The 22,601-nt window shown below is 62.6% G+C and carries 20 protein-coding genes and 1 tRNA gene; 5 read left to right on the top strand and 16 right to left on the bottom strand.

Annotation, left to right across the window (positions count from 1 at the left end; translation table 11 throughout):
- Positions 1-466 precede the first annotated feature (466 nt).
- Positions 467-1,207, top strand: coding sequence for an AP2 domain-containing protein (locus ACHHRT_RS00485; protein ID WP_395496699.1), 741 nt, complete (start codon positions 467-469; stop codon positions 1,205-1,207).
- 71 nt (positions 1,208-1,278) lie between these two features.
- Here the strand turns inward: ACHHRT_RS00485 and ACHHRT_RS00480 are convergent, their stop codons facing one another.
- The 4 genes from ACHHRT_RS00480 to ACHHRT_RS00465 are packed head-to-tail and all read right to left on the bottom strand — an operon-like array spanning position 1,279 to position 6,979.
- Positions 1,279-3,159 carry a GNAT family N-acetyltransferase gene (locus ACHHRT_RS00480; RefSeq protein WP_395496698.1) on the bottom strand — a complete coding sequence of 627 codons (1,881 nt, stop codon included), beginning with the start codon at positions 3,157-3,159 and terminating at the stop codon, positions 1,279-1,281.
- A gap of 5 nt (positions 3,160-3,164) precedes the next feature.
- Entirely contained in the window at positions 3,165-5,261 is a 2,097-nt protein-coding gene (locus tag ACHHRT_RS00475; RefSeq protein WP_395496697.1) for an acetate--CoA ligase family protein, read from the bottom strand.
- A 60-nt stretch (positions 5,262-5,321) separates the two neighbouring features.
- Positions 5,322-5,966 (bottom strand): CBS domain-containing protein, encoded by a 645-nt coding sequence (locus ACHHRT_RS00470; protein ID WP_395496696.1) that lies wholly within the window; start codon positions 5,964-5,966, stop codon positions 5,322-5,324.
- On the bottom strand, positions 5,963-6,979 hold the full coding sequence (locus tag ACHHRT_RS00465; protein ID WP_395496695.1) for a histone deacetylase family protein: 1,017 nt from the start codon (positions 6,977-6,979) through the stop codon (positions 5,963-5,965). Before ACHHRT_RS00465 ends, ACHHRT_RS00470 begins: the two co-directional genes overlap by 4 nt.
- Before the next feature lie 215 nt (positions 6,980-7,194).
- Here ACHHRT_RS00465 and ACHHRT_RS00460 point away from each other — a divergent pair, with 215 nt between their 5' ends.
- From ACHHRT_RS00460 to ACHHRT_RS00450, 3 genes are read left to right on the top strand one after another with little or no spacing between them, the layout of a single operon-like run.
- Positions 7,195-8,382 (top strand): deoxyguanosinetriphosphate triphosphohydrolase family protein, encoded by a 1,188-nt coding sequence (locus ACHHRT_RS00460; RefSeq protein WP_395496694.1) that lies wholly within the window; start codon positions 7,195-7,197, stop codon positions 8,380-8,382.
- A gap of 2 nt (positions 8,383-8,384) precedes the next feature.
- Entirely contained in the window at positions 8,385-10,103 is a 1,719-nt protein-coding gene (locus ACHHRT_RS00455) for an ATP-binding protein (RefSeq protein ID WP_395496693.1), read from the top strand.
- The gene (locus tag ACHHRT_RS00450; protein WP_395496692.1) at positions 10,100-10,669 is read left to right on the top strand and encodes a response regulator; all 570 of its coding nucleotides are present in this window, start codon (positions 10,100-10,102) and stop codon (positions 10,667-10,669) included. The genes ACHHRT_RS00455 and ACHHRT_RS00450 overlap by 4 nt, the downstream gene beginning before the upstream one ends.
- A 74-nt stretch (positions 10,670-10,743) precedes the next feature.
- On the opposite strand, the gene ACHHRT_RS00445 is transcribed toward ACHHRT_RS00450, so the two are convergent.
- Positions 10,744-12,216: a ketol-acid reductoisomerase gene (locus ACHHRT_RS00445; RefSeq protein ID WP_395496691.1), complete on the bottom strand. Its 1,473-nt coding sequence runs from the start codon at positions 12,214-12,216 to the stop codon at positions 10,744-10,746.
- A gap of 214 nt (positions 12,217-12,430) precedes the next feature.
- On the opposite strand from ACHHRT_RS00445, the gene cooS reads away from it, so the two are divergent.
- A complete protein-coding gene (gene cooS / locus ACHHRT_RS00440) occupies positions 12,431-14,320 on the top strand; it encodes an anaerobic carbon-monoxide dehydrogenase catalytic subunit (RefSeq protein WP_395496690.1) in 1,890 nt (629 codons plus the stop codon).
- Positions 14,321-14,327: 7 nt separating this feature from the next.
- Here cooS and ACHHRT_RS00435 read toward each other — a convergent pair whose 3' ends face one another.
- The 11 genes from ACHHRT_RS00435 to ACHHRT_RS00385 form a co-directional block, all read right to left on the bottom strand.
- The gene (locus ACHHRT_RS00435; protein WP_395496689.1) at positions 14,328-14,498 is read right to left on the bottom strand and encodes a hypothetical protein; all 171 of its coding nucleotides are present in this window, start codon (positions 14,496-14,498) and stop codon (positions 14,328-14,330) included.
- Between the two features lie 34 nt (positions 14,499-14,532).
- Entirely contained in the window at positions 14,533-14,871 is a 339-nt protein-coding gene (gene mnhG, locus ACHHRT_RS00430; RefSeq protein WP_395496688.1) for a monovalent cation/H(+) antiporter subunit G, read from the bottom strand.
- The gene (locus ACHHRT_RS00425; protein WP_395496687.1) at positions 14,868-15,146 is read right to left on the bottom strand and encodes a monovalent cation/H+ antiporter complex subunit F; all 279 of its coding nucleotides are present in this window, start codon (positions 15,144-15,146) and stop codon (positions 14,868-14,870) included. Before ACHHRT_RS00425 ends, mnhG begins: the two co-directional genes overlap by 4 nt.
- Complete coding sequence (locus ACHHRT_RS00420; protein WP_395496686.1) at positions 15,143-15,622, bottom strand: Na+/H+ antiporter subunit E; 480 nt, start codon at positions 15,620-15,622, stop codon at positions 15,143-15,145. The genes ACHHRT_RS00425 and ACHHRT_RS00420 overlap by 4 nt, the downstream gene beginning before the upstream one ends.
- Complete coding sequence (locus ACHHRT_RS00415; protein WP_395496685.1) at positions 15,619-17,118, bottom strand: Na+/H+ antiporter subunit D; 1,500 nt, start codon at positions 17,116-17,118, stop codon at positions 15,619-15,621. The genes ACHHRT_RS00420 and ACHHRT_RS00415 overlap by 4 nt, the downstream gene beginning before the upstream one ends.
- Complete coding sequence (locus ACHHRT_RS00410) at positions 17,115-17,462, bottom strand: Na+/H+ antiporter subunit C (RefSeq protein WP_395496684.1); 348 nt, start codon at positions 17,460-17,462, stop codon at positions 17,115-17,117. Before ACHHRT_RS00410 ends, ACHHRT_RS00415 begins: the two co-directional genes overlap by 4 nt.
- Before the next feature lie 2 nt (positions 17,463-17,464).
- A complete protein-coding gene (locus tag ACHHRT_RS00405; protein WP_395496683.1) occupies positions 17,465-17,881 on the bottom strand; it encodes a Na+/H+ antiporter subunit B in 417 nt (138 codons plus the stop codon).
- The gene (locus ACHHRT_RS00400) at positions 17,869-20,175 is read right to left on the bottom strand and encodes a putative monovalent cation/H+ antiporter subunit A (protein WP_395496682.1); all 2,307 of its coding nucleotides are present in this window, start codon (positions 20,173-20,175) and stop codon (positions 17,869-17,871) included. The genes ACHHRT_RS00405 and ACHHRT_RS00400 overlap by 13 nt, the downstream gene beginning before the upstream one ends.
- A 119-nt stretch (positions 20,176-20,294) precedes the next feature.
- A complete protein-coding gene (locus ACHHRT_RS00395) occupies positions 20,295-21,320 on the bottom strand; it encodes a helix-turn-helix transcriptional regulator (RefSeq protein WP_395496681.1) in 1,026 nt (341 codons plus the stop codon).
- A gap of 415 nt (positions 21,321-21,735) precedes the next feature.
- A tRNA-His gene (locus ACHHRT_RS00390) sits at positions 21,736-21,812 on the bottom strand.
- Positions 21,813-21,926: 114 nt separating this feature from the next.
- Positions 21,927-22,586, bottom strand: coding sequence for a zinc ribbon domain-containing protein (locus ACHHRT_RS00385; RefSeq protein ID WP_395496680.1), 660 nt, complete (start codon positions 22,584-22,586; stop codon positions 21,927-21,929).
- Positions 22,587-22,601 lie beyond the last annotated feature (15 nt).

Raw genomic sequence — 22,601 nt, 5'->3', positions numbered from 1 at the left:
GGCTTCCTCTTGGGCGTTTAATAATGGTCCCGGCTTAGCCGGTGGGGGAGAATCGGCGAGGTTGATGGGGGCAAGGCTACCCTGACCGGCGGGAGATTGCAAGATGGTTGCTTTGCCCCACCCTTGTCGCATGTCATGCGGCTGAATTCGCCCCAAGTGCGACAAAATGGACCAGCGGGGATTGCGGATGGAGTTGCGGGGAAAGGGATCAGGTTTAAATTAGCTGTAAATACAACAGATTGAAAATATTATCCAGTTTGACTGGTTGTTGGTATGTAGATTGCTTGTGTGTGATAGGGAACTGCAAGACCCTGTCAGAATATGGTGATTGGCCATCCCGGAAAAGAGGTGTTGCAGCCAAAAGGTGCCAGGAAGTTGAGTGCTGTACTTGTTGTATTGATTTGTTTATGTTAGGGGTCAATGGGCCGGCGGAGTGTTAAGTTAAAATCAAAGGAGAGCAGATAAGATGGTTAAAAGATCGAAGCTGGAAAAACACAAGGATGTCGCCCGGATCGACCAGGAGAGCAAAAGGACCCATGGGTGGTATGTGCGTGTCCGTTTTCAGGGCAAGACCCATGCCAAATTCTTTTCCGACGGCAAACACGGCGGCCGCTATTCCAGCCTGCTGGCGGCCCTGGCCTGGCGCGATCAGACCGAGATCAGTCTGGGCAAAATTCGGACCGACAAGCATATCGTGACGGTGAGCAACACCAAGACCGGGGTGGTCGGCGTCCGGCACAACGAAAAACTGAATCGCTATGAGGTGAGCTGGGTCAACCAGCTGGGCAAGCAGGGCAAGACCTCCATCTCCATCCGGCGCCACGGCCAGGAGAAGGCCTTCGAACTGGCCTGTCAGATTCGGCAGGAGAAGGAGGCCGAACGCCTGGGCCTGAAGAAGCCGGCCGCCACCCGGCGAGGCCGTAAGCCCGCGGTGGCCCCGGCGGCTCCCAAAACGCCGGTTATGGCGGCGCCGGCCAAGAAGCCCGCGGCTAAGAAGAGTGCGGCCAAGGCGGCGCCGGTCAAGAAGGCGGCGGCCAGGAAAGCTCCGGCCAAGGTGGCGCCGGCCAAGAAGGCGGCAGCCCAAAAAGCTCCAGTCAAGGCCGCTCCGGCCAAGAAAGCGGCGGCTAAAAAGAGTTCGGTCAAGGCCGCCCCCAAGAAGGCCGCCCCCAAGAAGGCCGCGTCCAAAGGCAAGAAAGCGGCTCGCTGAGTTTTAGCGTTACAGTTTTCCTCGCATGCATGGGGAGAAAGTGCTGTAACCAGCCTTTTCTCCCCGTTTTTTTAGCCGAAATCGATGCTGTAGCTGTAGACGTCCCCCTCCACCTTGCTCTGGACGGTGTAGCCGCTGTGGTTGAAGATCGCCTGCATCCGCCGGTTGTCCCGCAGCACTTCGGCGGTGAAACCGGCGATGCCGTTACGCTTGGCGATCCCCACCAGATGTTTGAAGAGAAAGGTGCCGATCCCCCGGTTCTGCCATTCATCACGGATGACGAAGGCCACCTCGGCCCGGTTGGTTTTTTCATCCAGATAGTAGCGACCCACTGCGATGATATCCTCTCCATGGGCTTCAGGAACGGTGCCGACGATGGCGGCGTCCTTGCGGTGATCGATATAGACGAAATTCTGAATCTCCTGGTGGGCGAAGCGACCGCTGGCGCTCATGAAGCGGTAATATAAGGTCTCCTGGGAGAGGGCGTAGAGCAGGTCGCGCATCCGGGGCTCGTCGGTGGGGTGGACCGGTCGAAAGGAGACCTGGGTGCCGTCGTCGAGCAGAGTTGAGGTTTGCATCTCCTGGGAAACCATCAGCAGTCGACCATCAAGATCCGCCATCTCGCGACGCAGATATTTGGCCGCCAGCGCTTCCCGGAACAGCCTTTCCCGGAATTTGGGATGGGCGATGCTGATCAGGGCCATGGCCCGTTCCTGAACGCTTTTGCCGTGGAGATAGGCCACCCCGTACTCGGTGACGATGTAGTGGGCCTCCCCTCGGGTGGTCACCACTCCGGCTCCGGGGGTCAGGTGGGTGACGATTCGGGAGACCTCCCCCTTTTTGGCCGTGGACTCCAGGGCGATCACCGCTTTGCCCCCCACGGCGGCGGCCGCGCCCCGGTTGAAATCGACCTGGCCGCCGATTCCGGAAAAGAAGCGGGAGCCTAAGGAGTCGGCGCAGACCTGGCCGGTGAGATCGACCTCCAGGGCCATATTGATTGCCACCATCTTATGCTGGCGGCTGATGATGTGGGGATCGTTGACATATTCGGTGGGCCGGAAGCTGAAGAGGGGATTATTGTCGACAAAGTCGTAGAGCTTGCGGGATCCCATGCAGAAACTGGCGACAATGCGACCCCGATCGGTGGTCTTGCGGGCGCCGCTGATCGCCCCGGCCTCGATCAACTCCAGAATGGAGTCGGTGATCATCTCGGTGTGAATCCCCAGGTCTCTTTTGTCGCGGAGAAACTCCACCAGTGAATGGGGGATGCGGCCGATACCGAACTCCAGGGTGGAGCCGTCCTCGATCAAGGCGGCGATATGTTCCCCGATTTGCCGGGCCGCCGGGGTGGGGACCGTGGACTGGCGTTCGATGATCTCCTCTTCGGCTTCCACCAGCAGGTCGATATCATAAATATCGATAAAGCTGTCGCCCAGGGTGCGGGGCATTCGGGGGTTGACCTGGGCGATAACCAGGGAGGCGTTCTCGGTGGCGCTTTTGACCACGTCCACCGAGATCCCGAGGCTGACCTTGCCCCGGGTGTCCGGTTCTGAAACCTGGATCAGGGCCACGTCGATGGGCAGCTGGCCGGAGGAGAAGAGCCGAGGGATGTCGGAGAGCAGGGTGGGGGTGTAGTCGCCCAGGCCCTGCTGGATATGCTCCCGGATCGCCCGGCCGATGAAGAAGCTGTTGATGTGAAAACAGTCGTGGAGCCGATCGGCGGTATAGGAGGCCTCCCCTTTGGTCAGCAGCTGGACGATCTCCACGTCGGTCAGCTCTCCGGCCCGGCTGGTCAGGGCCTTGACCAGGGCGGAAGGTTCGGCGCAGGCGGTGCCGATGAAGACCCGCTGCCCGGGCCTGAGCTTGCCCAGGGCCTGGTCGGGGGTGCAGAGCAGGTCCTGATACCGTTGTCGCCAGTCGGGGTCGGTGTTGATCTGTAAATGGCTCGTCATCATTATCACCTCAGGGTCATGCGGGCGTCGGCCACCACCGGTGGGCGGCCGATTTCGCCGACGATAAAAGGATTGATATCCAGCTCGGTGATCTGGGGGAAATCGGTGGTCAGCTGGCTGATCCGCTGCAACCCCTGGGCGATGGCCACCAGGTCGACCCCCTGTTGCCCCCGTCGGCCCTCGAGAATTTCATAGGAGCGGGTCGATTTCAACATCATTACCGCGTCGGCTTCACTGATGGGGGCCAGATGGAAGGTGACATCCTTCATCACCTCGACAAAGATGCCGCCCAGGCCGAACATCAGCATCGGTCCGAACTGGGGGTCGCGACTCATGCCGATGATCACCTCCAGCCCCTTGTTCAGCATCTTTTCCACGTAGATCCCCTCCACCAGGGCGTTGGGGGCCCGCTGGCCGATCCGCAGCATCATCAGGTCGAAGGCATCCCGGGTGGCGGCGGCGTCGATCACATTGAGCCGTACCCCGCCCAGATCCGATTTGTGGATGATATCGGGAGAGACGATCTTGAGGGCCACCGGAAAACCGATCCGTTCCGCCACCTCCACCGCCTCTTCGGTGGTGGTGGCCAGATAGCCCTCCGGCACCTGGAAGCCGTAGGCCGCCAGCACGCTCTTGGATTTGACCTCGCCCAGCTGGCTGTGGCCGCTGCGCAGCCGGCGGGTGATGATCCGCTCCACCCGCCGCCGGTTGACCCGAAAGCGGGTGACCACCCGCGGCGGCCGCTTGCGCCAGCAGGCATAGTCATACATCGCCTTGAGGGCGGCCACCGCCCGTTCCGGCGAGGGGTAGTCGGGCAGCCCCGCAGCCACCAGTTCGGCCCGGCCGGGCAGGACATCCTCGCCCCCCATGAAGGCGGCTACCACCGGCTTGTCCCCTTTAAGGCAGGCGGCGATGGCCCGGGCGGTCTCCGCCGGTCTGGTCATGGCCTGGGGGGTGAGGATCACCACGATGGCGTCCACCGCCGGATCGTCCTGGGCGGCGGTCAGCACCGTGGCATAACGTTCCGGTTCGGCATCCCCCAGCACGTCGATGGGATTACCGACGCTGGCGGCCCGGGGCAGTTTGCTGCGCAGGGCGGCGGCGGTGTTGCTGTCCAGCACCGCCACCTTCATTCCCGCCTGTTCGACGGCATCGGCGGCCATGGTCCCTGGCCCGCCGGCGTTGGTGATGATCAGCACCCGGTCACCGGCCGGCAGGGGCTGCATGGCGAAGGCGGTGGCGTAATCGAAGAGGGATTCGAAGGTGTCGGCCCGGATCACCCCGGAGCGGCGGAAGGCGGCGCCATAAGCGAGGTCGGCTCCGGCCAGGACGCCGGTGTGGGAGGAGGCGGCTTGCTGGCCGGCGGCGGTGGTGCCGGACTTGAGGATCACCACCGGTTTTTGGCTGCTGGTTTCGGTGGCCGCCTTGATAAACTCCTCCCCGGAGCTGATATCCTCCAAATAGGCTATAATCACCTTGGTGTCGGGGTCGGCGGTCAGGGCCAAGAGTAGATCGACCTCGCTGATATCCGCCTTGTTGCCGATGCTGATCAGCTTGGCCAGGCCCAGGTGGCGGCCCGCCGCCAGGTCAAGGATAGCGGTGGCCAGGGCCCCGGATTGGGAGATCACCGAAATATCGCCGGGGGTTGGCATTTTGGCGGCAAAGGAGGCGTTCATTCGGTGGCGGCTGTTGATCAGGCCCAGGCAGTTGGGGCCCAGCATTCTGGCCTGGCGGGCGGCGCAGAGAGCGGCCAGCCTTTTTTCCAGGGCCGCTCCTTGGGCGTCCATCTCCTTGAAGCCGGCGGTAATCACCACCACCGCTCCGGCCCCGGCGGCCAGGGCGTCGGTGACCGCCCCCTCCACCAGGGGCCTGGGTACGGCAATCACCGCCAGATCGATCTTCTTCCCCGATCCTTTGAGTTCCGGCAGGCAGGCTAATCCCAGGATTTCGCTGCCGGCCGGGTTTACCGGCACCAGTTCTCCGGTGAAACCGCTGGCCAGCAGGTTGGCCAGGATGTCATGGCCAACTTTACCGGGCGTGCGCGAGGCACCGATAATGGCGATGCTGGCGGGATAGAGCAGGGGGTGCAGTGGGGACGGCATGGTTTCACCTCTTTGCAAGTCAGCTGAGTCGCGCGGAGTGATGGCCGCCGACGTTTTGGCCTATGCTTCCCGATGGGGCTCGAAACCGGCGGCGGCGGCAACTTTGTGCACCGCGGCCAGATTATAGGTGTTGACTCGCAGATAAATAATTTTACGACCATCTTCGGCCTGGGTCTTGAGCAGTCGGTTGAAATGGATATCGGCCTGTTCCAGGGCGGCGCAGAGGCGGCTCAGGGGGCGGGGCCGGCCGTCATCGAGCAGGGTCAGCATGGCCGAACCCCGTTCCCCCAAACCGAAGAGGGTGCGGTAGGCCCGCATCAGGTCGCGGATGGAGAAAATGCCCACCACCCTGCCCCCCTCGTCGACCACCGGCAGGGCGCCGACCTGTTCCCGGTCCAGCAGCAGCAGGGCGTCATCCAGGGTGGCGGCGGCGGGCAGGGTGAAGATGGCCTGGCTCATGATGGAGCTGACCGGGGTTTGGGCCAGATCCTGGAGGCGGGCCTTGCCCTCGGCTTCGTCGAGGACGGTGGAGGGGTAGGCCGAGCGCAGATCACGATCGGTGACTATCCCCAGCAGGGCGCCCTCTCCATCCACCACCGGCAGGTGGCGAAAATGGCGGGAGCGCAATAACTCGCGCGCTTCGGGGATGGTGAGTTCCGGCGGCACGGTCACCACCGGCCGGGTCATATGTTGACTGATCTTCATGGCATTTCCCTTTGCTGGTTGGAATGGGTTTGACTGTCGGCTGCCGGCAGCTCTTCGGCGAGCAGGCCCGTAAGGTAGTTTTCAACCGCCAGGGGCAGAATGTCGGTCCGGTAGCCCCCCTCCAGCAAGGTGAGCAGCCGGCCGGGGCAGTGGCGGCCGGCCCAGGAGGCGGCCGCTCGGCCCAGTTGCCGGTAGAGTTGGTCGCTGTATGCCAGTCCGGACATATCATCATCGCGATGGCCGTCAAAGCCGGCTGCGATGATCAGGGCCTGGGGCCGGAAGTCGGCCAGGGCCGGCTCCACCTTTTCGCTGATCAGGCGCAGTACCGCCGCGTCGTCAGCCCCCGGCGGCAGGGGCAGGTTGAGGGTGGTCCCCCGGCCGGCTCCACTGCCCCGCTCCTCGCCCCACCCGGTCCCGGGAAAGCTCCAGGTCGGGTGTTCATGGATGCTGAGATAAAATACCTCCGGATCCTCTTCAAAGGCGGCCTGGATCCCGTTGCCATGATGAGCATCCCAGTCGATGATCATCAGCCGGCGCCGCTGGTAACGGTTTTGCCAGTAGCGGGCCGCCACCGCCGCGTTGTTGAAAAAACAAAAACCCAAAGCCATCGCCCGTTCGGCATGGTGGCCCGGGGGGCGCACCGCCGCGAAAGCGGCGCAACCTTGACCCGCCTCCAGCAGGTCGATGGCGGCGGGTCCGGCCCCGGCGGCCAGCAGGGCGGCCTGGTAACTATCATAGCAGATCTGGTTGTCGGGATGGTCGAGATAGCTGCGGCCGGTCAGGGCCGCCTCCTCGAAGCGGAGCAGGTAGTTTTCGTCGTGGATCGCCGTCAGCTCCTGACGTTGAGCCGGCCGGGAGGGAAAGGTGGCGATGCGGCCCGCCAGCGAGCCGGCCCCCAGGCGCTGGGCGATGGCGGTTAAGCGCCAGGAGCCCTCGGGATGGTCCGGGCCGGTATCGTGCTGGAGAAAATGCTGATCCTGGATCACCAGGAGTGGCTGGTTTGAGTGGGGCATGCCCATGGTGTATATGTTTTAAGCCGGGGCTGTCAAGACGACCGATGCTTAATTCGAGGGATATTGGGAGGGCTCGGGGGGGGCTGATCCTACAATGGGCTTGCAAGTCGGCCCTGAACCGGGCATGATTAGTATCGTGGTTTCGCTGGTTGCCCGCGATACCCTTCTCCGGCTTTTGGCAAAAAAAATTGCTGAAAAATTTTTAGCGGTGATTCATGAACCCCTCCTGCTCCGTCGATCCCGCCCTGCTGGCCCTGAAAAAGGCCCTGGACGAAAAGGAAAGCCGGCATCTCTCCCCCCTGGCCGCCTTGAGCCGAAGTGCGTGGCGGCGTGGGGCGGAACCGGGGGATCACCGCCAGTCCTTTGCCGTCGATACCGACCGGGTGCTTCATTCCCGGGCCTACACCCGTTATATCGATAAGACCCAGGTTTTTTATATGGTCCGCAACGATCATATCACCCACCGGGTCTTGCATGTGCAGTTGGTTTCCAAAATCGCCCGCACCATCGGCCGTTTTCTCGGGCTCAATGAGGACCTGATCGAAGCGATCGCCCTGGGGCACGATCTGGGCCACCCCCCCTTCGGTCATGATGGGGAAAAGGTGTTGGACCAGCTCTGCCGGGAGCATGGGTTGCCCTCCTTTCAGCATAATCTGCAGAGCGTGATCTTTCTGGAAAAAATAGAAAAGGGGGGGCGGGGGCTCAACCTGACTCTGCAGGTGCTGGACGGGATCATGTGCCATGACGGCGAGATCCATCACCGGGTGATCAAGCCCCACCGGGATAAGGATTTTGCCGCCTTCGACCGGGAGTTCGCCGCCAAGCAGGCCGACTCCGGCCTGGAGCTGCTGCCCATGACCCTGGAGGGTTGCGTGGTGCGGCTGGCCGACACCATCGCCTATATCGGTCGGGATATCGAGGACGCCATTGAGCTGCGGTTGATCAGCCGGGAGGATATTCCCCGGGAGTGTTCCGAACTGCTGGGGCGCAGCAACGGCAGCATTGTTTACCGGCTGGTCACCGATCTGATCGTCAACGGGATTAAAGAGGACCGGATCGGCTTTTCGCCGCCGGTGGGTCAGGCCCTGGGGCGCCTGAAGGAGTTCAATTACCAGGCCATTTACCGCAACCCCTTGATCAAGGAGGGCTTTGACCTGATCGCCGCCTGTTACCGCACCATGTTCGGCCGTTTCCTCGACGACCTTCGCTCCCAACGGAATGGGGCCCCCATCTTCACCGAATATCTCCGCCTGCTGGCTCCCCACTACCGGGAGCAGGCCGGCGAGACGGCGGTGGTCCGCGACTTTATCGCCGGCATGACCGATGAATATTTTCTCAATCAGGCTCGAATCTGTGGCTGCAAGACACCAAAGATGCGGCGAACCCTGAGGGGAGGGGAGTGAACATGGCCATTGCACGCATCCTGGTGGTGGACAACAACCCGGTGATTGTCAAACTGCTCTGCCACTTTCTGGCCGAGGAGGGGTATGAGGTCAAGAGTGCCACCGACGGCCTGGATGCCATGCGGGTTTTGGAGAGTTTCCGGCCCGAGGTGATCTTCGTTGACCTGATCATGCCCAACATCAGCGGGGATAAGCTCTGCCGGGTGGTCAGGGCCATTCCCGAGCTGCAGGGGGTACGGTTGGTGGTCCTCTCGGCGGTGGCCGCCGACGTGGATATTGATTTTCGCGCCCTGGGGGCCGATGCCTGTATCGCCAAAGGCCCCTTTGCCCAGCTCAAGGGCAATATTCGCGAAGTGTTGGCGATGTTTGTCCAGCAGCCCGGCGTGGTGGGTGATCGGGTTCTGGGTCGGGAAGAGCTCTATCGGCGGGATATTACCCGGGAGTTGCTCAATGTTCGCCACTACTTCGACGCTATTTTGCAGAACATGACCGATGGGGTGGTCCAGCTGAACCGGGAAGAACTCCGGATTGTCTTTGCCAACCGGGCCGTGACCGCGATGATCGGGATCGCCGAAGAGAAGCTGCTTGCCAACGATTTTTTCCAATATTTGCGGGGGGAGGCCCTGCCCCTGCTGGCCGCGGCCTTGCAAGCTCCGCCGGCCAAGGTGACCGATACGGGCGGCCCGCCGCCGCTGATTCTGGGGGAGGAGAGTTCCCTTTTCCTGGGCGAAGCCCAGGTCCTGGTTTCCCTGTTGCCCCAAGCCGGGGGCGACGGCAGTTCCTGCTGGCTGGTGCTTCAGGATATTACCGAACGGAAAAGGGTGGAAGATATTCGCAATCGCTACCAGTGGCAGCTGGAGCAGGAGATCAGCCGCCAGACCGCGGAACTGGCCCAGAGAAACCGCGAACTCCAGGCCGAGGTGGAGCGGCGCAAGAAGATCGAAGAGGATCTTCAGCTTTCCCACGATGTTCTGGAGCGGCGGGTGGCGGAACGAACGGCGGAGGTGGAAAAACTTTACCGGCAACTGCTCCACTCGGAAAAACTGAGCGCGGTGGGAAAACTGGCCGCCTCCATCGCCCATGAGTTCAATAATCCGATCTGCGGCATCCGTAATGTGCTGCATGGCTTGCGCCGACGGTTGCCCCTGGCCGGCGGCGATCAGGAACTGGTGGACATGGCGGTGCGTGAGTGCGATCGGGTGGCCCGGCTGACCAGTGATCTGCAAAGCTTCAACCGGCCGACTTCGGCCAAGACCGCCCCGCTGGACCTCCATGTTGCCTTGGAAGATATCCTGTTGCTCTGCAAAAAAGATATGCAGAACGCCAGGATCCAGGTACGGAGGGATTTTTCCCCCGATCTGCCCAGGGTCAAGGCGGTGCCCGATCAGTTGAAGCAGGTTTTTCTCAACCTGCTGACCAATGCCCGGGAGGCGATCGGCCCCGAGGGGGGCGAAATCCTGATCAGCACCGGTTTGGTTGACGGCGAGGTGATGGTACGGATCAGCGATACCGGTAGCGGGATCGCCCCTGATGACCTGGCCCATATCTATGAGCCCTTTTTTTCAACCAAACCGGCGGTTAAATGTACCGGCCTGGGCTTGTCGGTCAGCTATGGCATCATTCAGCGCCACAACGGCCGTATCGAGGTGGAGAGCGAGGCGGGCAAGGGAACCTCTTTCACGGTTTGGCTGCCGCTGACGGAGGAGCAGGAGAAAAGATGAAAAAGCAGAAAATCATGCTGGTTGACGATGAAGAGCTGATTCGGGCCAGCCTGGCGCTCGACCTGACCGAGGCGGGTTACCTGGTGGAGACGGCGGCCAGCGGGGACGAGGCCCTGCGGCTTTTTTCTCCCGGCTCTTTCGATCTGGTGATTAGCGACCTGTTGATGGAGGGGATGGATGGTCTGGAATTGCTGCGCCGTCTGCGGGAGGAGGAGCCTGATATCGCGGTGATTATTCTCACCGGCTATGGGGCCCTGCCGTCGGCCATCGAGGCGATTCGTCTGGGAGCCGACGATTATCTGCTCAAGCCCTACCAGTTTGAAGAGTTGCAGGTGCGGGTCAATATCTGCCTGGAAAGAAGAGCCCTGAAGAAACGGATCAAGCTTTACGAGGATATTTTGCCGGTCTGCGCGGTCTGTCGTAAGATCCGGGACGACGAGGGGCGGGAGCCGGGCAGCGGTCCCTGGTTGAGCATGGAACAGTACCTCTCCCGCAAGGCGGGGATTCGGCCCAGCCACTCCTACTGCCCGATCTGTTTCGAAGTCGCCAAAAAAGAGCTGGAATAACCCAAATCGCCCGTCAAGGTTGAACCATGACGGGCGATTTGGGTTTGAGTTGGTTGGTTCGCGACGAAAAAGGCTTAAAGAACCGCGATATCCACGGTGGGCCGCAGTTCGGCGCAGGCGGCCAGGGCCTGGTGAATCTTGTGACTCTTGAAGGCCTCGATCAGGTTGGTGTCGGCGGGCTTGCCGGCGTCGAAATCGACCATCGCCTGCTGGGCCAGGTTGTAGTCAAAGCGCGGGGCCCATTTGCGCGAACCCAGGCGGGCGGTGGTGGAGCAGTTGTCCACCATGTAGGCCACGCCCTTGTGGTGCATGTAGGGGTTCAGCGAATCCACTGCCTCGATTACCGATTCGTTGGCCACTTCGCTCAGGCAGTGGCCTTTTTCGATCAGCAGGTCGATCTGGGCCATCATGGTGGCGCAGTAAACCCCGGCGGTCAGGGGGTTGACCGCCGGCATCCCCTGGCGCTCGGCCCGGACCTGCTCGCCGACTTGCCACATCCGGGTGCCGTCGATCTTGCCCATGGGGAAACGGGAGTGGCGGCGGCCGGCCATGATCACGCTGCGAATCTCGTTGCAGCTTGAGACCTCGTCGTACATCTCCAGCAGAATATCGAAAGCCGGCAGGTAGCTGTGGCAGTAAGCCCGCTCGAAGATCGCCCGGCCTTCGGCATCCAACTGTTCGTAAACAGCAATAATTCCCCGGTGGGAGATGGTCTTGCTGATGGGGCCGGTGATATTTTCCACCGAATCGATGAAGGCCTGTTTTTCGTCAACCCCCTGCTCCATCACGAAGCGGCGGTAGAGCATCTCCACGATCCCGTGGACCGCCCCCAGCAGAATGCCGCGCTCACCGAAGATGTCGCTGCGGAACTCGTTGCCTAATGTGGTTTTGAAGATGTAGGGGGCGCCCACCGCCACCGCCCAGCCCAGGGCCTGATCGGTGGCTTTGCCGTCGATATCCTGCTCCACCGCGAAGCTGCAGTTGATGCCGGCCCCGTTGACCTCCTTGCCCTGCTCGTAGAGGCGGCGCACCGAAGGTCCCATCCCCTTGGGGCAAACCCCGACCACGTTGATGTTTTTGGGAAAATATTTGCCGATGCTTTCGAGATACCCCAGCAGAAAACCGTGGGAGAGGCCCAGGGTGGCTCCGGGTTTCATGTTGTCGAACACCTCCTGGTAATGCTCGGCCTGGGCAGCGTCGGAGATCAGGAAGAGAACCATCTCCGATTCCCGGATCACCTGATGCATCTCGCCCAGGGTTCCGCTCTCCTCGGTGAAGCCGGCGCCCCGGGCGGCGGCCATGGAGGAGCTGCCCGCCCTGAGCCCGATCTTGACCCGAATGTCGGTGCCGACCAGGGAGTCTCTCAGGTTCTGGGCCTGGGCCGGACCCTGGGAGCCCCAGCCGATCACCCCGATCTGCTTGATGCCGGCAAAGGCCTTGGGCAGCAGGGGAAATTTGTCGCGACCGCCGCGAACGATCATCTCTTGGGTATCGGCCAGCTTCAGGGTTTCGGTGGTGAAAACAGCGGACTTGAATGTGAGATCCATCGGAACTTCCTCCATCTATTTGGCTTATGCGCGCATGGCAATTAATTAGCTCGGTTGATAATCCGGGAAAAAGGACGAATCGTGTTATATACCCGAAAGCGGGCCCGCCGTAAACCGTAAAAGCGTTGGGGAATTAAGATGTGATATTGTCGGCTTGGGCGGGTAGAATGGCGGGGTCAACCGCCACTGAAAAAAAGGAGCAAGGGAGGAAGCCATGGCCCCGAAAAAAAAGAGCATCGCAGAGAAAACCATCTGGGAAGATGCCGCCAAGATGCTGGTCAAAGCGGAGCGGGACGGGGTTGAAACCGCCTGGGATCGCCTGGAAACCCAAACCCCCCACTGCAAATTCTGCGAGCTGGGCACCACCTGCCGTAACTGTGTGATGGGCCCCTGCCGGGTGAGCGACAAGGAGGGGAGCAAGCTGAAGCGGGGGGTGTGCGGGGCCGACGCCGATGTGATCGTGGCCAGGAACTTCGGACGCTTCATCGCCGGGGGCTCGGCCGGCCACTCCGACCATGGCCGGGATCTGATCGAGGTGCTGGAGGCCATCGTCACCGGGGAAACCAGCGATTATCGGATCAGTGATGAGGGCAAACTGCGCCGGCTTGCCGCCGAACTGGGGATCGCCGTAGAGGGTCGGGAGCTGCTGGCGGTTGGCCGGGAGTTGATGGAACTGCTTTATGCCGATTTCGGATCCCGCCAGCGCGAGGTCGCCTTTCTCTGCCGGGTGCCGGAAAAGCGCAAGGAGCTCTGGCGTCGGCTGGGGATGACTCCCCGGGGAGTGGATCGGGAGATCGCCGAGATGATGCACCGGACCCACATGGGCTGTGATAACGACGCGGCCAGCACCCTGATCCATGCCGCCCGGACCGCGCTCTCCGACGGCTGGGCCGGATCGATGATCGGCACAGAGCTCTCCGATGTGATCTTCGGAACCCCGACCCCCAAAAAGGCCCGGGTCAACCTGGGGGTTTTACGCCAGGATCAGGTCAATATCCTGGTCCATGGTCATAATCCGGTGGTCAGCGAGATGATTGTCGAGGCGGCCAACGACCGGAAGCTGCTGGCCGAAGCCGCCGCCGCCGGGGCCGAAGGGATCAACGTGGCAGGTCTGTGCTGCACCGGCAACGAAATTCTGGCCCGTCGGGGTATCCCCATGGCCGGCAACCACCTGATGACCGAGTTGGCCATCGTCACCGGGGCGGTTGAGGCGGTGGTGGTGGACTACCAGTGCATTATGCCCAGCCTGGTCCAGGCCGCCGCCTGCTATCACACCAAATTCATCACCACCGCCAACAAGGCCCGCTTCACCGGGGCGATCCATTTCGACATCAAGCCGGCCACCGCCCTGGCCCAGGCCAAGGAGATCGTCAGGATCGCCATCGGCCAGTTCAGTCGGCGTGACCCCCGGCGGGTGGAGATTCCCGGCTCCTCCCTGGAGATGATGACCGGTTTCAGCAACGAGGCCCTGCTTGCCGCCCTGGGCGGCAGCCTGACGCCGCTGCTGGAGGCGGTCAAGGCGGGAAAAGTGCGTGGTTTTGTCGCCATTGTCGGCTGCAACAACCCCAAGCTGCGCCAGGATTCCTGCAACGTTGGGCTGGCCCGGGCCCTGATCGAAAAAGATATCATGGTGCTGGTCACCGGTTGCGTTACCACCGCCTGCGGCAAGGCCGGGTTGCTGTTGCCCGAGGCCATCGCCATGGCGGGTCCGGGCCTTAAGGAGGTTTGCGGCGCCTTGGGGGTCCCGCCGGTGCTGCACATGGGCAGTTGTGTCGACAACTCCCGGATTATCCATCTTTGTGCCCTGATTGCCGGGGAACTGGGAGTGGATATCTCCGATCTGCCGGTGGCGGCCTCCTCGCCGGAATGGTATTCGGAAAAGGCTGCCGCCATCGGGCTTTACGCCGTGGCCAGCGGGATCTACACCCACCTGGGCCTGCCCCCCAACATTCTCGGGTCAAAAACCGTGACCGATCTGGCCCTGCATGGCCTGGAGGGGCTGGTGGGGGCCAGTTTCGTGGTGGAGGCCGATCCGCTCAAGGCCGCCGACCTGCTGGATGCCAGGATCAGCGGCAAGCGCCGGGTCCTGGGGCTGAACGGCTGAGAGTTGGTCAGTCATCCCCGCGGTTTTTGCCGATGGTCCGGGAAAAGAGGTAGCCGGCGATCAGCAGGGGGTAGATCACCATGGCCTCGATGAAACGACCTTGGGAGAAGGCGTACATGCTGTAGAGCAGGCCGATGGCCATCAGGACCAGCACGATTTGGGCCAGTAAACGGTTCATTAAAAGGTTCCTTGGGGTTGGGGTGGCGGTCACTTCACTTGCCGGGTTTTGCCTCTTTGCCCCGCCATTCGTCGCGGCTGGTTTGTTGCCAGAGGGGTTGACCGCTCAGGTAGGAGGCGCGCCCCAGCAGATGGGAGGCCACCGGGATGGTCAGCACCACAAAGCCGATGGTGGCCAGGGCTCGGGCGCCGACCCCGATCTCGCCAAAATGGAGGGCCAGGGCCAGCAGCAGTTGGCCCAGGCCGATGGTCACCGCTTTGGCATTGCAGGACATCCGCATGTAGATATCGGGCATGCGCAGAATGCCCAGGGCGGCCACCACCATGAAAAAGGCCCCCGACAGCAGCAGGGCGATGACGATCAGCTCCTTCATGATTTGCGTCTCCAGCGTTCGATGTAATGGGCGAAGGCGATGATGCTGACAAAGGAGATGATCGCCCAGACACTGGCCACATCCAGCAGTACCGGTTCGTCGCTGGCCACGGCGTAAACCACGATCATCCCCACCGAGGTCACCGCGATGGTCTCCAGGGCCACCACCCGGTCCGGCAGGCTGGGGCCCAGCAGCATCCGCACAAAAGCCAGCAGCAGGGCCAGGGCCAGCAGCGGCAGCACCGCGAGGTAGATTGCCTGTTGCACCAGGGTCATCGCAGCACCTCCCGCACCTGATACTCCATCTTCTCCTTGATCTGGCGGCGAAACTCCTCCGCATCATCCACATACATGGCGTGGATGAACATCACGTCCCGCTCCGGCGAGACCTCCAGACAGAGGCTACCCGGGGTCAGGGTGACCAGGCTGGCCAGCAGGGTGATCTCCAGGTCGCTTTGCAGGTCCAGCGGCACGGCGATCACAGCCGGCTGCATGCCGTGGCCTTTGGTGAGAATATCGTGCACCACCCGCAGGCTGGAAACGGTGAGCTCCTTGAGAAAAAAGAGGCCGAAGCGCAGCCAGCGGCCCAGCCGCGCCAGGTAGATCAGCAGATTGACCTCACCGGGCTTGTGGACCACCCACAGGGCCAGGGAGGTGATCAAAAAGCCGATCAGGTAGTTGGCAAAAGTAAACTGGCCGGTCAGGGCCATCCAGACCAGCGGCAGAAAGATATTGCCCCAGAATACGCTCATGGTCCTTCTCCCGAAACGACCCGGATATACTCCGCCGGGTCCATTAGCTGGGCGGCGGCGGTAAAGGCCACCTCCAGGGCGGCTTGCGGCAGCAGGCCCATCACCAGGCTCAGGCTAACCAGCAGCACCAGCGGCGCGTAGAGGGGCCAGCGCAGTTCGGCGCAGTCGATGGGTTGCAGCGGGGGGTGGATGATGGCCCGGGCCGGCCAGAAGGCCCGCATCCAGATTTTGGTCATGGAAAAGAGGGTCAGCAGCCCGACCCCCAGGGCCGTGGCGACCGGCAGCCAGGCCTGCTGCTCGAGGCCGGCCCGGATCAGCATCAGTTTGCCCCAGAATCCCGACAGGGGCGGAATCCCGGCCAGGGAGAGGGCCGCCAGCAGAAAGAGCAGGGAGAGGAAGGGGGCCCAGCGGTAGAGCCCCCCCAGCTGGTCGAGCCGGTAGCTGCCCCCGTAATAGCGGGCGATCCCGCTGACCAGAAAAAGGCTGGTCTTGACCAGAATGTTATGGACCAGAAAAAAGATCGCTCCGGCCAGGGCCAGATGGGAGTAAAGCCCCAGCCCCATCACCATGTAGCCGATCTGGCTGATGATATGGAAGGAGAGCAGCCGGCGGACTTCCTCCTGGGCCACGGCCCCCAGTACCCCGGTCACCATGGTCAGCCCCCCCAGCACCAGCAGGATGGTATGGGTATAGCCGAGATCACCGACAAAGAGCAGGGTGAAGACCCGGATCAGGGCGTAGACCCCCACCTTGGTCAGCAGGCCGGCAAACAGCGCCGTGACCGCCACCGGCGGGGTATGGTAGGAGGCGGGCAGCCAGAAGAAGAGGGGGAAGATACCGGCCTTGATCCCGAAGGTGGTGATAAAGAGCATGGCCAGGGTGGTGACCAGGGCCGAGTTTTCGAGCAGGGGAAGCTGTTGGGCCAGATCGGCCAGGTTGAGGGTGCCGGTCAGGCCGTAGATAATGCCGATCCCGGCCAGAAAAAATACCGAGGAGATCAGGTTGAGCACCACGTACTTGAAGGCTCCTTCCATCTGGAACCGGTCGCCGCCCAGGGCCATCAGCACGAAGGAGGCCATCAGCATCACTTCGAACCAGACATAGAGGTTGAACAGATCGCCGGTGAGAAAAACACCGCAGACCCCCATCAGCAGGAAATGGACAAAGGGGTAATAACCGGTCTCTTCCCGCTGCCGGTCGACGCTGCCCAGGGAATAGATGGCGGCCACCCAGCCGATCAGCCCGGCCATCACCACCATGACGGCACTGAAGAGGTCGGCCACCAGGGTGATGCCGAAGGGCGCCGGCCAGTTGCCCAGCTGGGTGGCGATCACCCCGTTCTGGCGCACCTCGATGAACAGCAGGATCGCCGCCGCCAACAGGGCGGTGGCCCCCAGGCTGCTGATCCAGCGCTGGGCCGGCACGGAGCGCCAGCAGAGCAGGGTAAGCGCCGCCGTCACCAGGGGCAGCAGAATGGGCAGAACCAGCAGGTTCATGGGCCACCCTCGGTCATTTCGTCAATATCCTGGGTGCCCTGCTCCTCGTGGGTGCGGCGAAACAGGACCAGGGTGAAGGCCAGCAGCCCGAAGGAGATCACGATGGCGGTCAGCACCAGGGCCTGGGGCAGGGGGTCGGAGACCAGCCCTGCGGGTCTGACGGCATCGAGAGGTACCAGCGGCGGTTTGCCCCGGGTCAGGCCGGCGGCGGTGAAGATCAGCAGGTTGACCGCGTTGGAGAGCAGGGCCAGCCCGATCACCAGTTTGACCGGGGTGCGGCTGAGCATCAGATAAACCCCGGCGGCGAAGAGAAAACCCACCACCAGGGCCAGCAGGGTTTCCATGGTCACTCCTCCTCGGCCAGGGTAAGCACGATGGCCAGGGTGGCCCCGATCACCACCAGGTAGATTCCCAGATCAAACAGCAGCGGGGTACCCAGGCTGTACTGGCCCAGAACTCCGGCCTCAAGCTTGACCCACTGGCCGGTGAGAAAGGGTTCGCCCGCCAGCAGGGACCAGCTGCCGCTTAACGCTGCCAGCAACAGGCCAATGGCGGCCAGGGAGATGGGGGGCACCCGGAGCAGGCGACGGGTCTCCTCGGCGCTGTTGGCCAGGCAGTGCAGCGAGAAGGTGGTGGCCGCCAGCAGGCCGCCGGCGAAGCCGCCGCCCGGCAGGTAGTGCCCCCGCAGCAGTAGAAAGGCGGAAAGCAGCAGCAGCATGGGCATCAGATAGAGGGTGGCGGTGCGCAGAATCAAAGACGGCATGACTTGCCCTCCCCGCCCCGGCCGCGAAGATGCAGCAAGGCGTAAACCCCCACCCCGGCCAGGGTCAGAACCACGATCTCTCCCAGGGTATCCATGGCCCGGAAATCAACCAGGATCACATTGACGATGTTGCGGCCGTGGGCCGCCGGCCAGGTCTGATCGGCGAAAAAGTCGGACAGCCTGGAGCCGCCGCCGGTCTCCAGCACCACCAGCACCAGCAGGGTCATCAGGGTGCCGCTGGCCCCCGCCACCAGGGCGTTGCGCCACCGGACCACCCCCTTTTCCCGGGGCAGGTAGGGGGGCAGCAGGCGAATACAGAGAACAAAGAGGATCACCGTGACGGTTTCGATGACGAACTGGGTGATGGCCAGGTCGGGGGCTCCGAAATAGATGAAAAACAGGGCCACCCCGTAACCGATGATTCCCATGGCCACCACCGCCCCCAGGCGGCTGGGGCAGAGGACCGCCATCACCGCCGCACCCAGAATCATTACCGTCACCGTCATCTCGAACAGTCTGGCCCCGGTCAAGGCCGGGACCGGCAGGGCGATCCCCTTGAGCATCAGGGTGGTGCCGGTCAAGCCGATGGCAAAAAGCACGATGGTCAGGATATAGTAACGCAGATAACCGTTCTGGATGATTGCCGTCTGCCGGCGGGCCACGGCGAACAGGCCGGCCAGGCCCAGTTCGTAGAGCCGCTCCGGTCCCCAGGCGGCCAGGGGGGGCAGGCCCGCCAGTCGATTGAGCAGCCAAGGCTGGAGCCGGTAGAGCAGAAGGCCGGTCGCCAGGGTCAGCAGGCTGAGCAGCAGCACCCGGTCGACCCCGTGCCACAGCGCCAGCTCCAGGGGGATGGGCGGGGTGCCGCCGATGGCGCCCGAGGCCGCCGCCAGCAGAGAGGTGTCAATCTGGGTCGGGAAGATCCCCCAGAGCAAACCGGCCAGGGCCAACAGCAGGGGCGCCAGCCAGAGGGCGGGGGCGGGCTGGTGCTTGACCGGCATCGGGTTCTCAGCCGGCGCGAAAAAGGGGCGCAGGACCAGCAGGGCAGCCACCGCCACCAGCAACACCCCGGCGGTCCAGGCCACGGCCATGGCCAGCGGCTGGATCAGGGCCGCCTTGTAGAGGGACTCCTTGGCGATAAACCCCAACAGGGGAGGGATGCCCGCCATGGAAAGGGCCGCCAGGGAGATCGCCACCGCCAGTAGCGGCAGCGGTCGGGCCAGACCCCGCAACCGCGAGATGTCGCGGGTGCCCATGGCATGGTCCACTGCCCCGGCCGAAAGAAACAGGGCCCCTTTGTAGAGGGCGTGGGCCAGCAGGTAGACCATGGCGGCCTGCAGCGCCAACGGCGTGCCCAGGCCCAGCAAAAAGACCAGGGTGCCCAGGGCGCTGACCGTGGTATAGGCCAGAATCTTTTTCATGTCGGTCTCCAGCAGGGCCAGCCAGGCTCCGAGGAGCAGAGTGGCGGCCCCGAAGCCGGTGAGCAGCAACAGCCAGGGGTCGGTACCGCCGAGAACCGGGTGAAAGCGAGCCAGCAGATAGACCCCGGCCTTGACCATGGTCACTGAATGGAGGTAGGCGCTGACCGGGGTTGGCGCCTCCATGGCCGCCGGCAGCCAGAAATGGAAAGGCACCTGGGCCGACTTGGTAAAGGCCCCGGCCAGCACCAACAGCAGAGCGGCCAGATAGTGGGGATGGTCACGCAGCAACTCTCCCTGGGCCAGCAGGGTGGTGAACTCGTAGTCGCCGGCCGCCGCCCCCAGCAGCAGCAGACCGGCCAGCAGGGCGGCGCCGCCGAGCCCGGTGATCAGTAGCGCCATCAGGGCGGCCTTGCGGGCTTTTTCCCGCTCGTGGTCGAAACCGATCAGGAAATAGGAGGTGATGGAGGTGAGTTCCCAGAAGATGAACAGGGTCAATACATTACCGGCCAGCACCAGGCCGAGCATGGAGGCCATGAAGAGCAGCAGCCAGCAATAGAAGCGGCCCAACTGGGGATGGTCGCGCAGGTAGGCCCCGGCATAAAAAACCACCAGGGCCCCCACGCCGGTAACCAGCAGGGCGAAAAGGAGGCTCAGGCCGTCCAGGTAGAGGGAGAGATTGATCTGCAGCCCCGGCGCCCAGGACCACGACTCGGTGATCACCTCACCGCTGGCGATCCGCGGCAACCGGGTGAGAAAAAACAGGCTCAGGCCCAAAGGGAGCAGGGCCAGGGCCAGCCCGCACTGCCGGGGGAGCAGCCGTGCCATCAGGACAGCCCAGGGGGCGACCCCAAAAATTGCCAAAACCGACCAGATCATCCGCTAACCATTTGCTTTGCGATTCCCTGTTGCCTAAGCCTTGTCGAAAAAAAACGTCGGGGCCCAATCATAGCACAGTTGTCGGGCAAATTGCCGTGATTTCGCCAAGGGGGCCGCGATTATTCTCTGTCGTGGCCCGGTGGGGCGGCGGGTTGACTGTCGTGGTGATAGCGGGCCAGGGTTGCGGCAGTTTCCGCTCTGATCGCCTGGACCAGCTCCTCGGGGCCCAGGACCTTCACCTGGCTGCCCCAGGAAAGCACCCAGCGGCGGATCTCGGTAAGGTCGGCAGCCGGCAGGGTCAGGATGGCGCCGCCATCCCGGAGGGGTCGCAGGGTTTGCTCCGGGTGCCAGACCCGCTCCGCCACGTAGGGGGCGGCGGCTGGGCTGAAAAAAAGGCTTACCCGGCAAGGCCTGTTGCCCATGAAGATGCCGAAGTTTTTTTGCAGACTTTCCTCCGGGTTGAAATCCGCCGGGGGGAGAAAGTGGTCGGCCAATGGTTCCACGGCGCTGATTCGTGAGAGGGCAAAGGTTAACAGTTGCCGGCGGGTGTGACAGTGGCCGAGCAGATACCAGCCCCCCTGGTAATGGGCCAGATGGTAGGGGTCAACCTGGCGGCGGCGGGAAGAGGCGGCGCCGGGCTTGCGGTAGTTGAAGGCCAGGGTGCTGTTTTGCTGTAAGCCGCGGCATACCCTGTGCCAGCTCTCGGGGTCGATGATGGTGTGCTGCTCCGGCAGGACTGAAATGCGGTCGCCCAGCCAGGCCGCGTCCACCGAGACCCGGTCGGGCAGTGATTCGGCCAGTTTTTTAAAAACCGAAACCAGGCTGTCATGGATGGGGGTATTGCGATAGGCCTCCAGCCCCCGCCGGGCCAGCAACAGTCCCACCATTTCGCCCTCGTTGACATGGAGGGCGGGCAGGCCGTAGTTTTCCTCGCGATAATAAAATCCCCGGCGCCGCTGGTCGTAGGCCAGCGGCGCGTTCCAGCGCTCCCGGAGAAACTCGATATCCCGCTGGATGGTTTTGGTGGAAACTTCGTACTCCCCGGCCAGGCTGGAGCAGTTGGCCAATCTGCCGCTGGCCATCCCCCGACGGATTCTGTCGTCGATGAACAACAGGCGGGCCAGTTGCGACTTGTTTTCCGGCATGGTTCGCGCTCATATTTTTTATTGCTAGGACACCATATGTCTGACCCCCCAGGGTACAATAGATCACAGTTTTGGCTCAAATATTTTTTCATCGGGAGGAGGAAAGGTATGGATTGTTCGAAAGAGAGAAAAGGGGTGGAGTGCTGCCCGGATTGCTTGGGGACGGGGAATAACGACGCGCCGGGGGCCGAGGGTAAGGCCAACGGTTCGCTTGTTGGCGGAGGGCGTGATCGCAGTCCGCGGTCGGCAATGGTCTGTGAGCAGTATCTCCAGATCCCGACCTATCTGCGTTGGGGGCGACGGCTCTTATAGCCGCTGCCCTCAAGATAGAATGTGGCTGGCCGACAAAAAAAACCCGCTTTCCTTTGCCGGAAGCGGGTTTTCGTATCTCACCGGACGGGGCCGGATTATGCTATGGGGTGAGCGATGGGACTTGAACCCACGGCCTCCGGGGCCACAACCCGGTGCTCTAACCAACTGAGCCACGCCCACCATAGTCCCGGTTCCGCCGCTTTGAGGTGACGGGGCCAGGAATCGCCTTATATAGCCAATCTCCCCGCCTTTGGCAAGGGGAAATTGCGCGGCCGGGGTACGATTGCTCCCCGGTTACAGGGCCTGGCCGCAATGCTTGCAGGTTTTGGCCTGGCTTTTGACGATTTCGGCACAGGCCGGGCACTCCTTGCGGTGCATCATTTTCAGCAACTCCGGAATGGTCATGTTGACCTGCTGTTCCAGGTCGGTGTTGCGGAAACTGTGGTTGCGCAGGGGGTCGATGCAGGCCAGGTCCTTCAGCTGCAGCAGCAGCTCGCAGGCCTGTTTGCGAACCGCCAGTTCGGCATGCTCGTCGGTTAACAGATAAAGAACCGGTTCCAGGTTGTTCTCGGCGACACAAGTGGCCAGTTTGGCCTGTGCTTCCTTCTCGCGATGGTAGCGGGCATTCTGGGCCATAAGGGTGTCGATGTCGACCTCCGAGCCCTTGAAGGCATTGGGTCCGCCCACCATCATACTCTCTCCTTTTTCGTTACCCGGGCAGAGGATGTAGCGGCAGGAGGCGGAATGGCCGTAGCGGTCCTCAAACTCCTGCCAGCCCTTGACGTAGAGGGGACATTCATCGTTCAGGCAGACGAAGATGATATCGGTGCCCCAGCCCAGGCCGTCGCCGACATGGAAGGGGGGGGCTTCACAGCAGGAGAGTTTCTGCTGGCAATGGGGACAGAAATGTTCTTCCCGCGCCAGGCGCAGGCAACGTTCGGTGCGATCTTCCATACCTTGGTGACTCCT

Origin of the sequence: Desulfurivibrio modestus (assembly GCF_044068625.1) — a bacterium.
GTDB lineage: Bacteria > Desulfobacterota > Desulfobulbia > Desulfobulbales > Desulfurivibrionaceae > Desulfurivibrio.
This window is presented reverse-complemented; position numbering and strand designations above follow the sequence as displayed.

Coding starts and splice junctions, on each gene's coding strand:
- ACHHRT_RS00450 (WP_395496692.1), top strand. CDS start 10,100: ATGAAAAAGCAGAAAATCATGCTGGTTGACGATGAAGAGCTGATTCGG.
- ACHHRT_RS00415 (WP_395496685.1), bottom strand. CDS start 17,118: ATGAACCTGCTGGTTCTGCCCATTCTGCTGCCCCTGGTGACGGCGGCG.
- ACHHRT_RS00485 (WP_395496699.1), top strand. CDS start 467: ATGGTTAAAAGATCGAAGCTGGAAAAACACAAGGATGTCGCCCGGATC.
- ACHHRT_RS00455 (WP_395496693.1), top strand. CDS start 8,385: ATGGCCATTGCACGCATCCTGGTGGTGGACAACAACCCGGTGATTGTC.
- ACHHRT_RS00425 (WP_395496687.1), bottom strand. CDS start 15,146: ATGACCCTGGTGCAACAGGCAATCTACCTCGCGGTGCTGCCGCTGCTG.
- ACHHRT_RS00460 (WP_395496694.1), top strand. CDS start 7,195: ATGAACCCCTCCTGCTCCGTCGATCCCGCCCTGCTGGCCCTGAAAAAG.
- ACHHRT_RS00405 (WP_395496683.1), bottom strand. CDS start 17,881: ATGCCGTCTTTGATTCTGCGCACCGCCACCCTCTATCTGATGCCCATG.
- ACHHRT_RS00385 (WP_395496680.1), bottom strand. CDS start 22,586: ATGGAAGATCGCACCGAACGTTGCCTGCGCCTGGCGCGGGAAGAACAT.
- ACHHRT_RS00410 (WP_395496684.1), bottom strand. CDS start 17,462: ATGGAAACCCTGCTGGCCCTGGTGGTGGGTTTTCTCTTCGCCGCCGGG.
- ACHHRT_RS00445 (WP_395496691.1), bottom strand. CDS start 12,216: ATGGATCTCACATTCAAGTCCGCTGTTTTCACCACCGAAACCCTGAAG.
- cooS (WP_395496690.1), top strand. CDS start 12,431: ATGGCCCCGAAAAAAAAGAGCATCGCAGAGAAAACCATCTGGGAAGAT.
- ACHHRT_RS00400 (WP_395496682.1), bottom strand. CDS start 20,175: ATGATCTGGTCGGTTTTGGCAATTTTTGGGGTCGCCCCCTGGGCTGTC.
- ACHHRT_RS00420 (WP_395496686.1), bottom strand. CDS start 15,622: ATGAGCGTATTCTGGGGCAATATCTTTCTGCCGCTGGTCTGGATGGCC.
- ACHHRT_RS00465 (WP_395496695.1), bottom strand. CDS start 6,979: ATGCCCCACTCAAACCAGCCACTCCTGGTGATCCAGGATCAGCATTTT.
- ACHHRT_RS00395 (WP_395496681.1), bottom strand. CDS start 21,320: ATGCCGGAAAACAAGTCGCAACTGGCCCGCCTGTTGTTCATCGACGAC.
- mnhG (WP_395496688.1), bottom strand. CDS start 14,871: ATGAAGGAGCTGATCGTCATCGCCCTGCTGCTGTCGGGGGCCTTTTTC.
- ACHHRT_RS00475 (WP_395496697.1), bottom strand. CDS start 5,261: ATGCCGTCCCCACTGCACCCCCTGCTCTATCCCGCCAGCATCGCCATT.
- ACHHRT_RS00470 (WP_395496696.1), bottom strand. CDS start 5,966: ATGAAGATCAGTCAACATATGACCCGGCCGGTGGTGACCGTGCCGCCG.
- ACHHRT_RS00480 (WP_395496698.1), bottom strand. CDS start 3,159: ATGACGAGCCATTTACAGATCAACACCGACCCCGACTGGCGACAACGG.
- ACHHRT_RS00435 (WP_395496689.1), bottom strand. CDS start 14,498: ATGAACCGTTTACTGGCCCAAATCGTGCTGGTCCTGATGGCCATCGGC.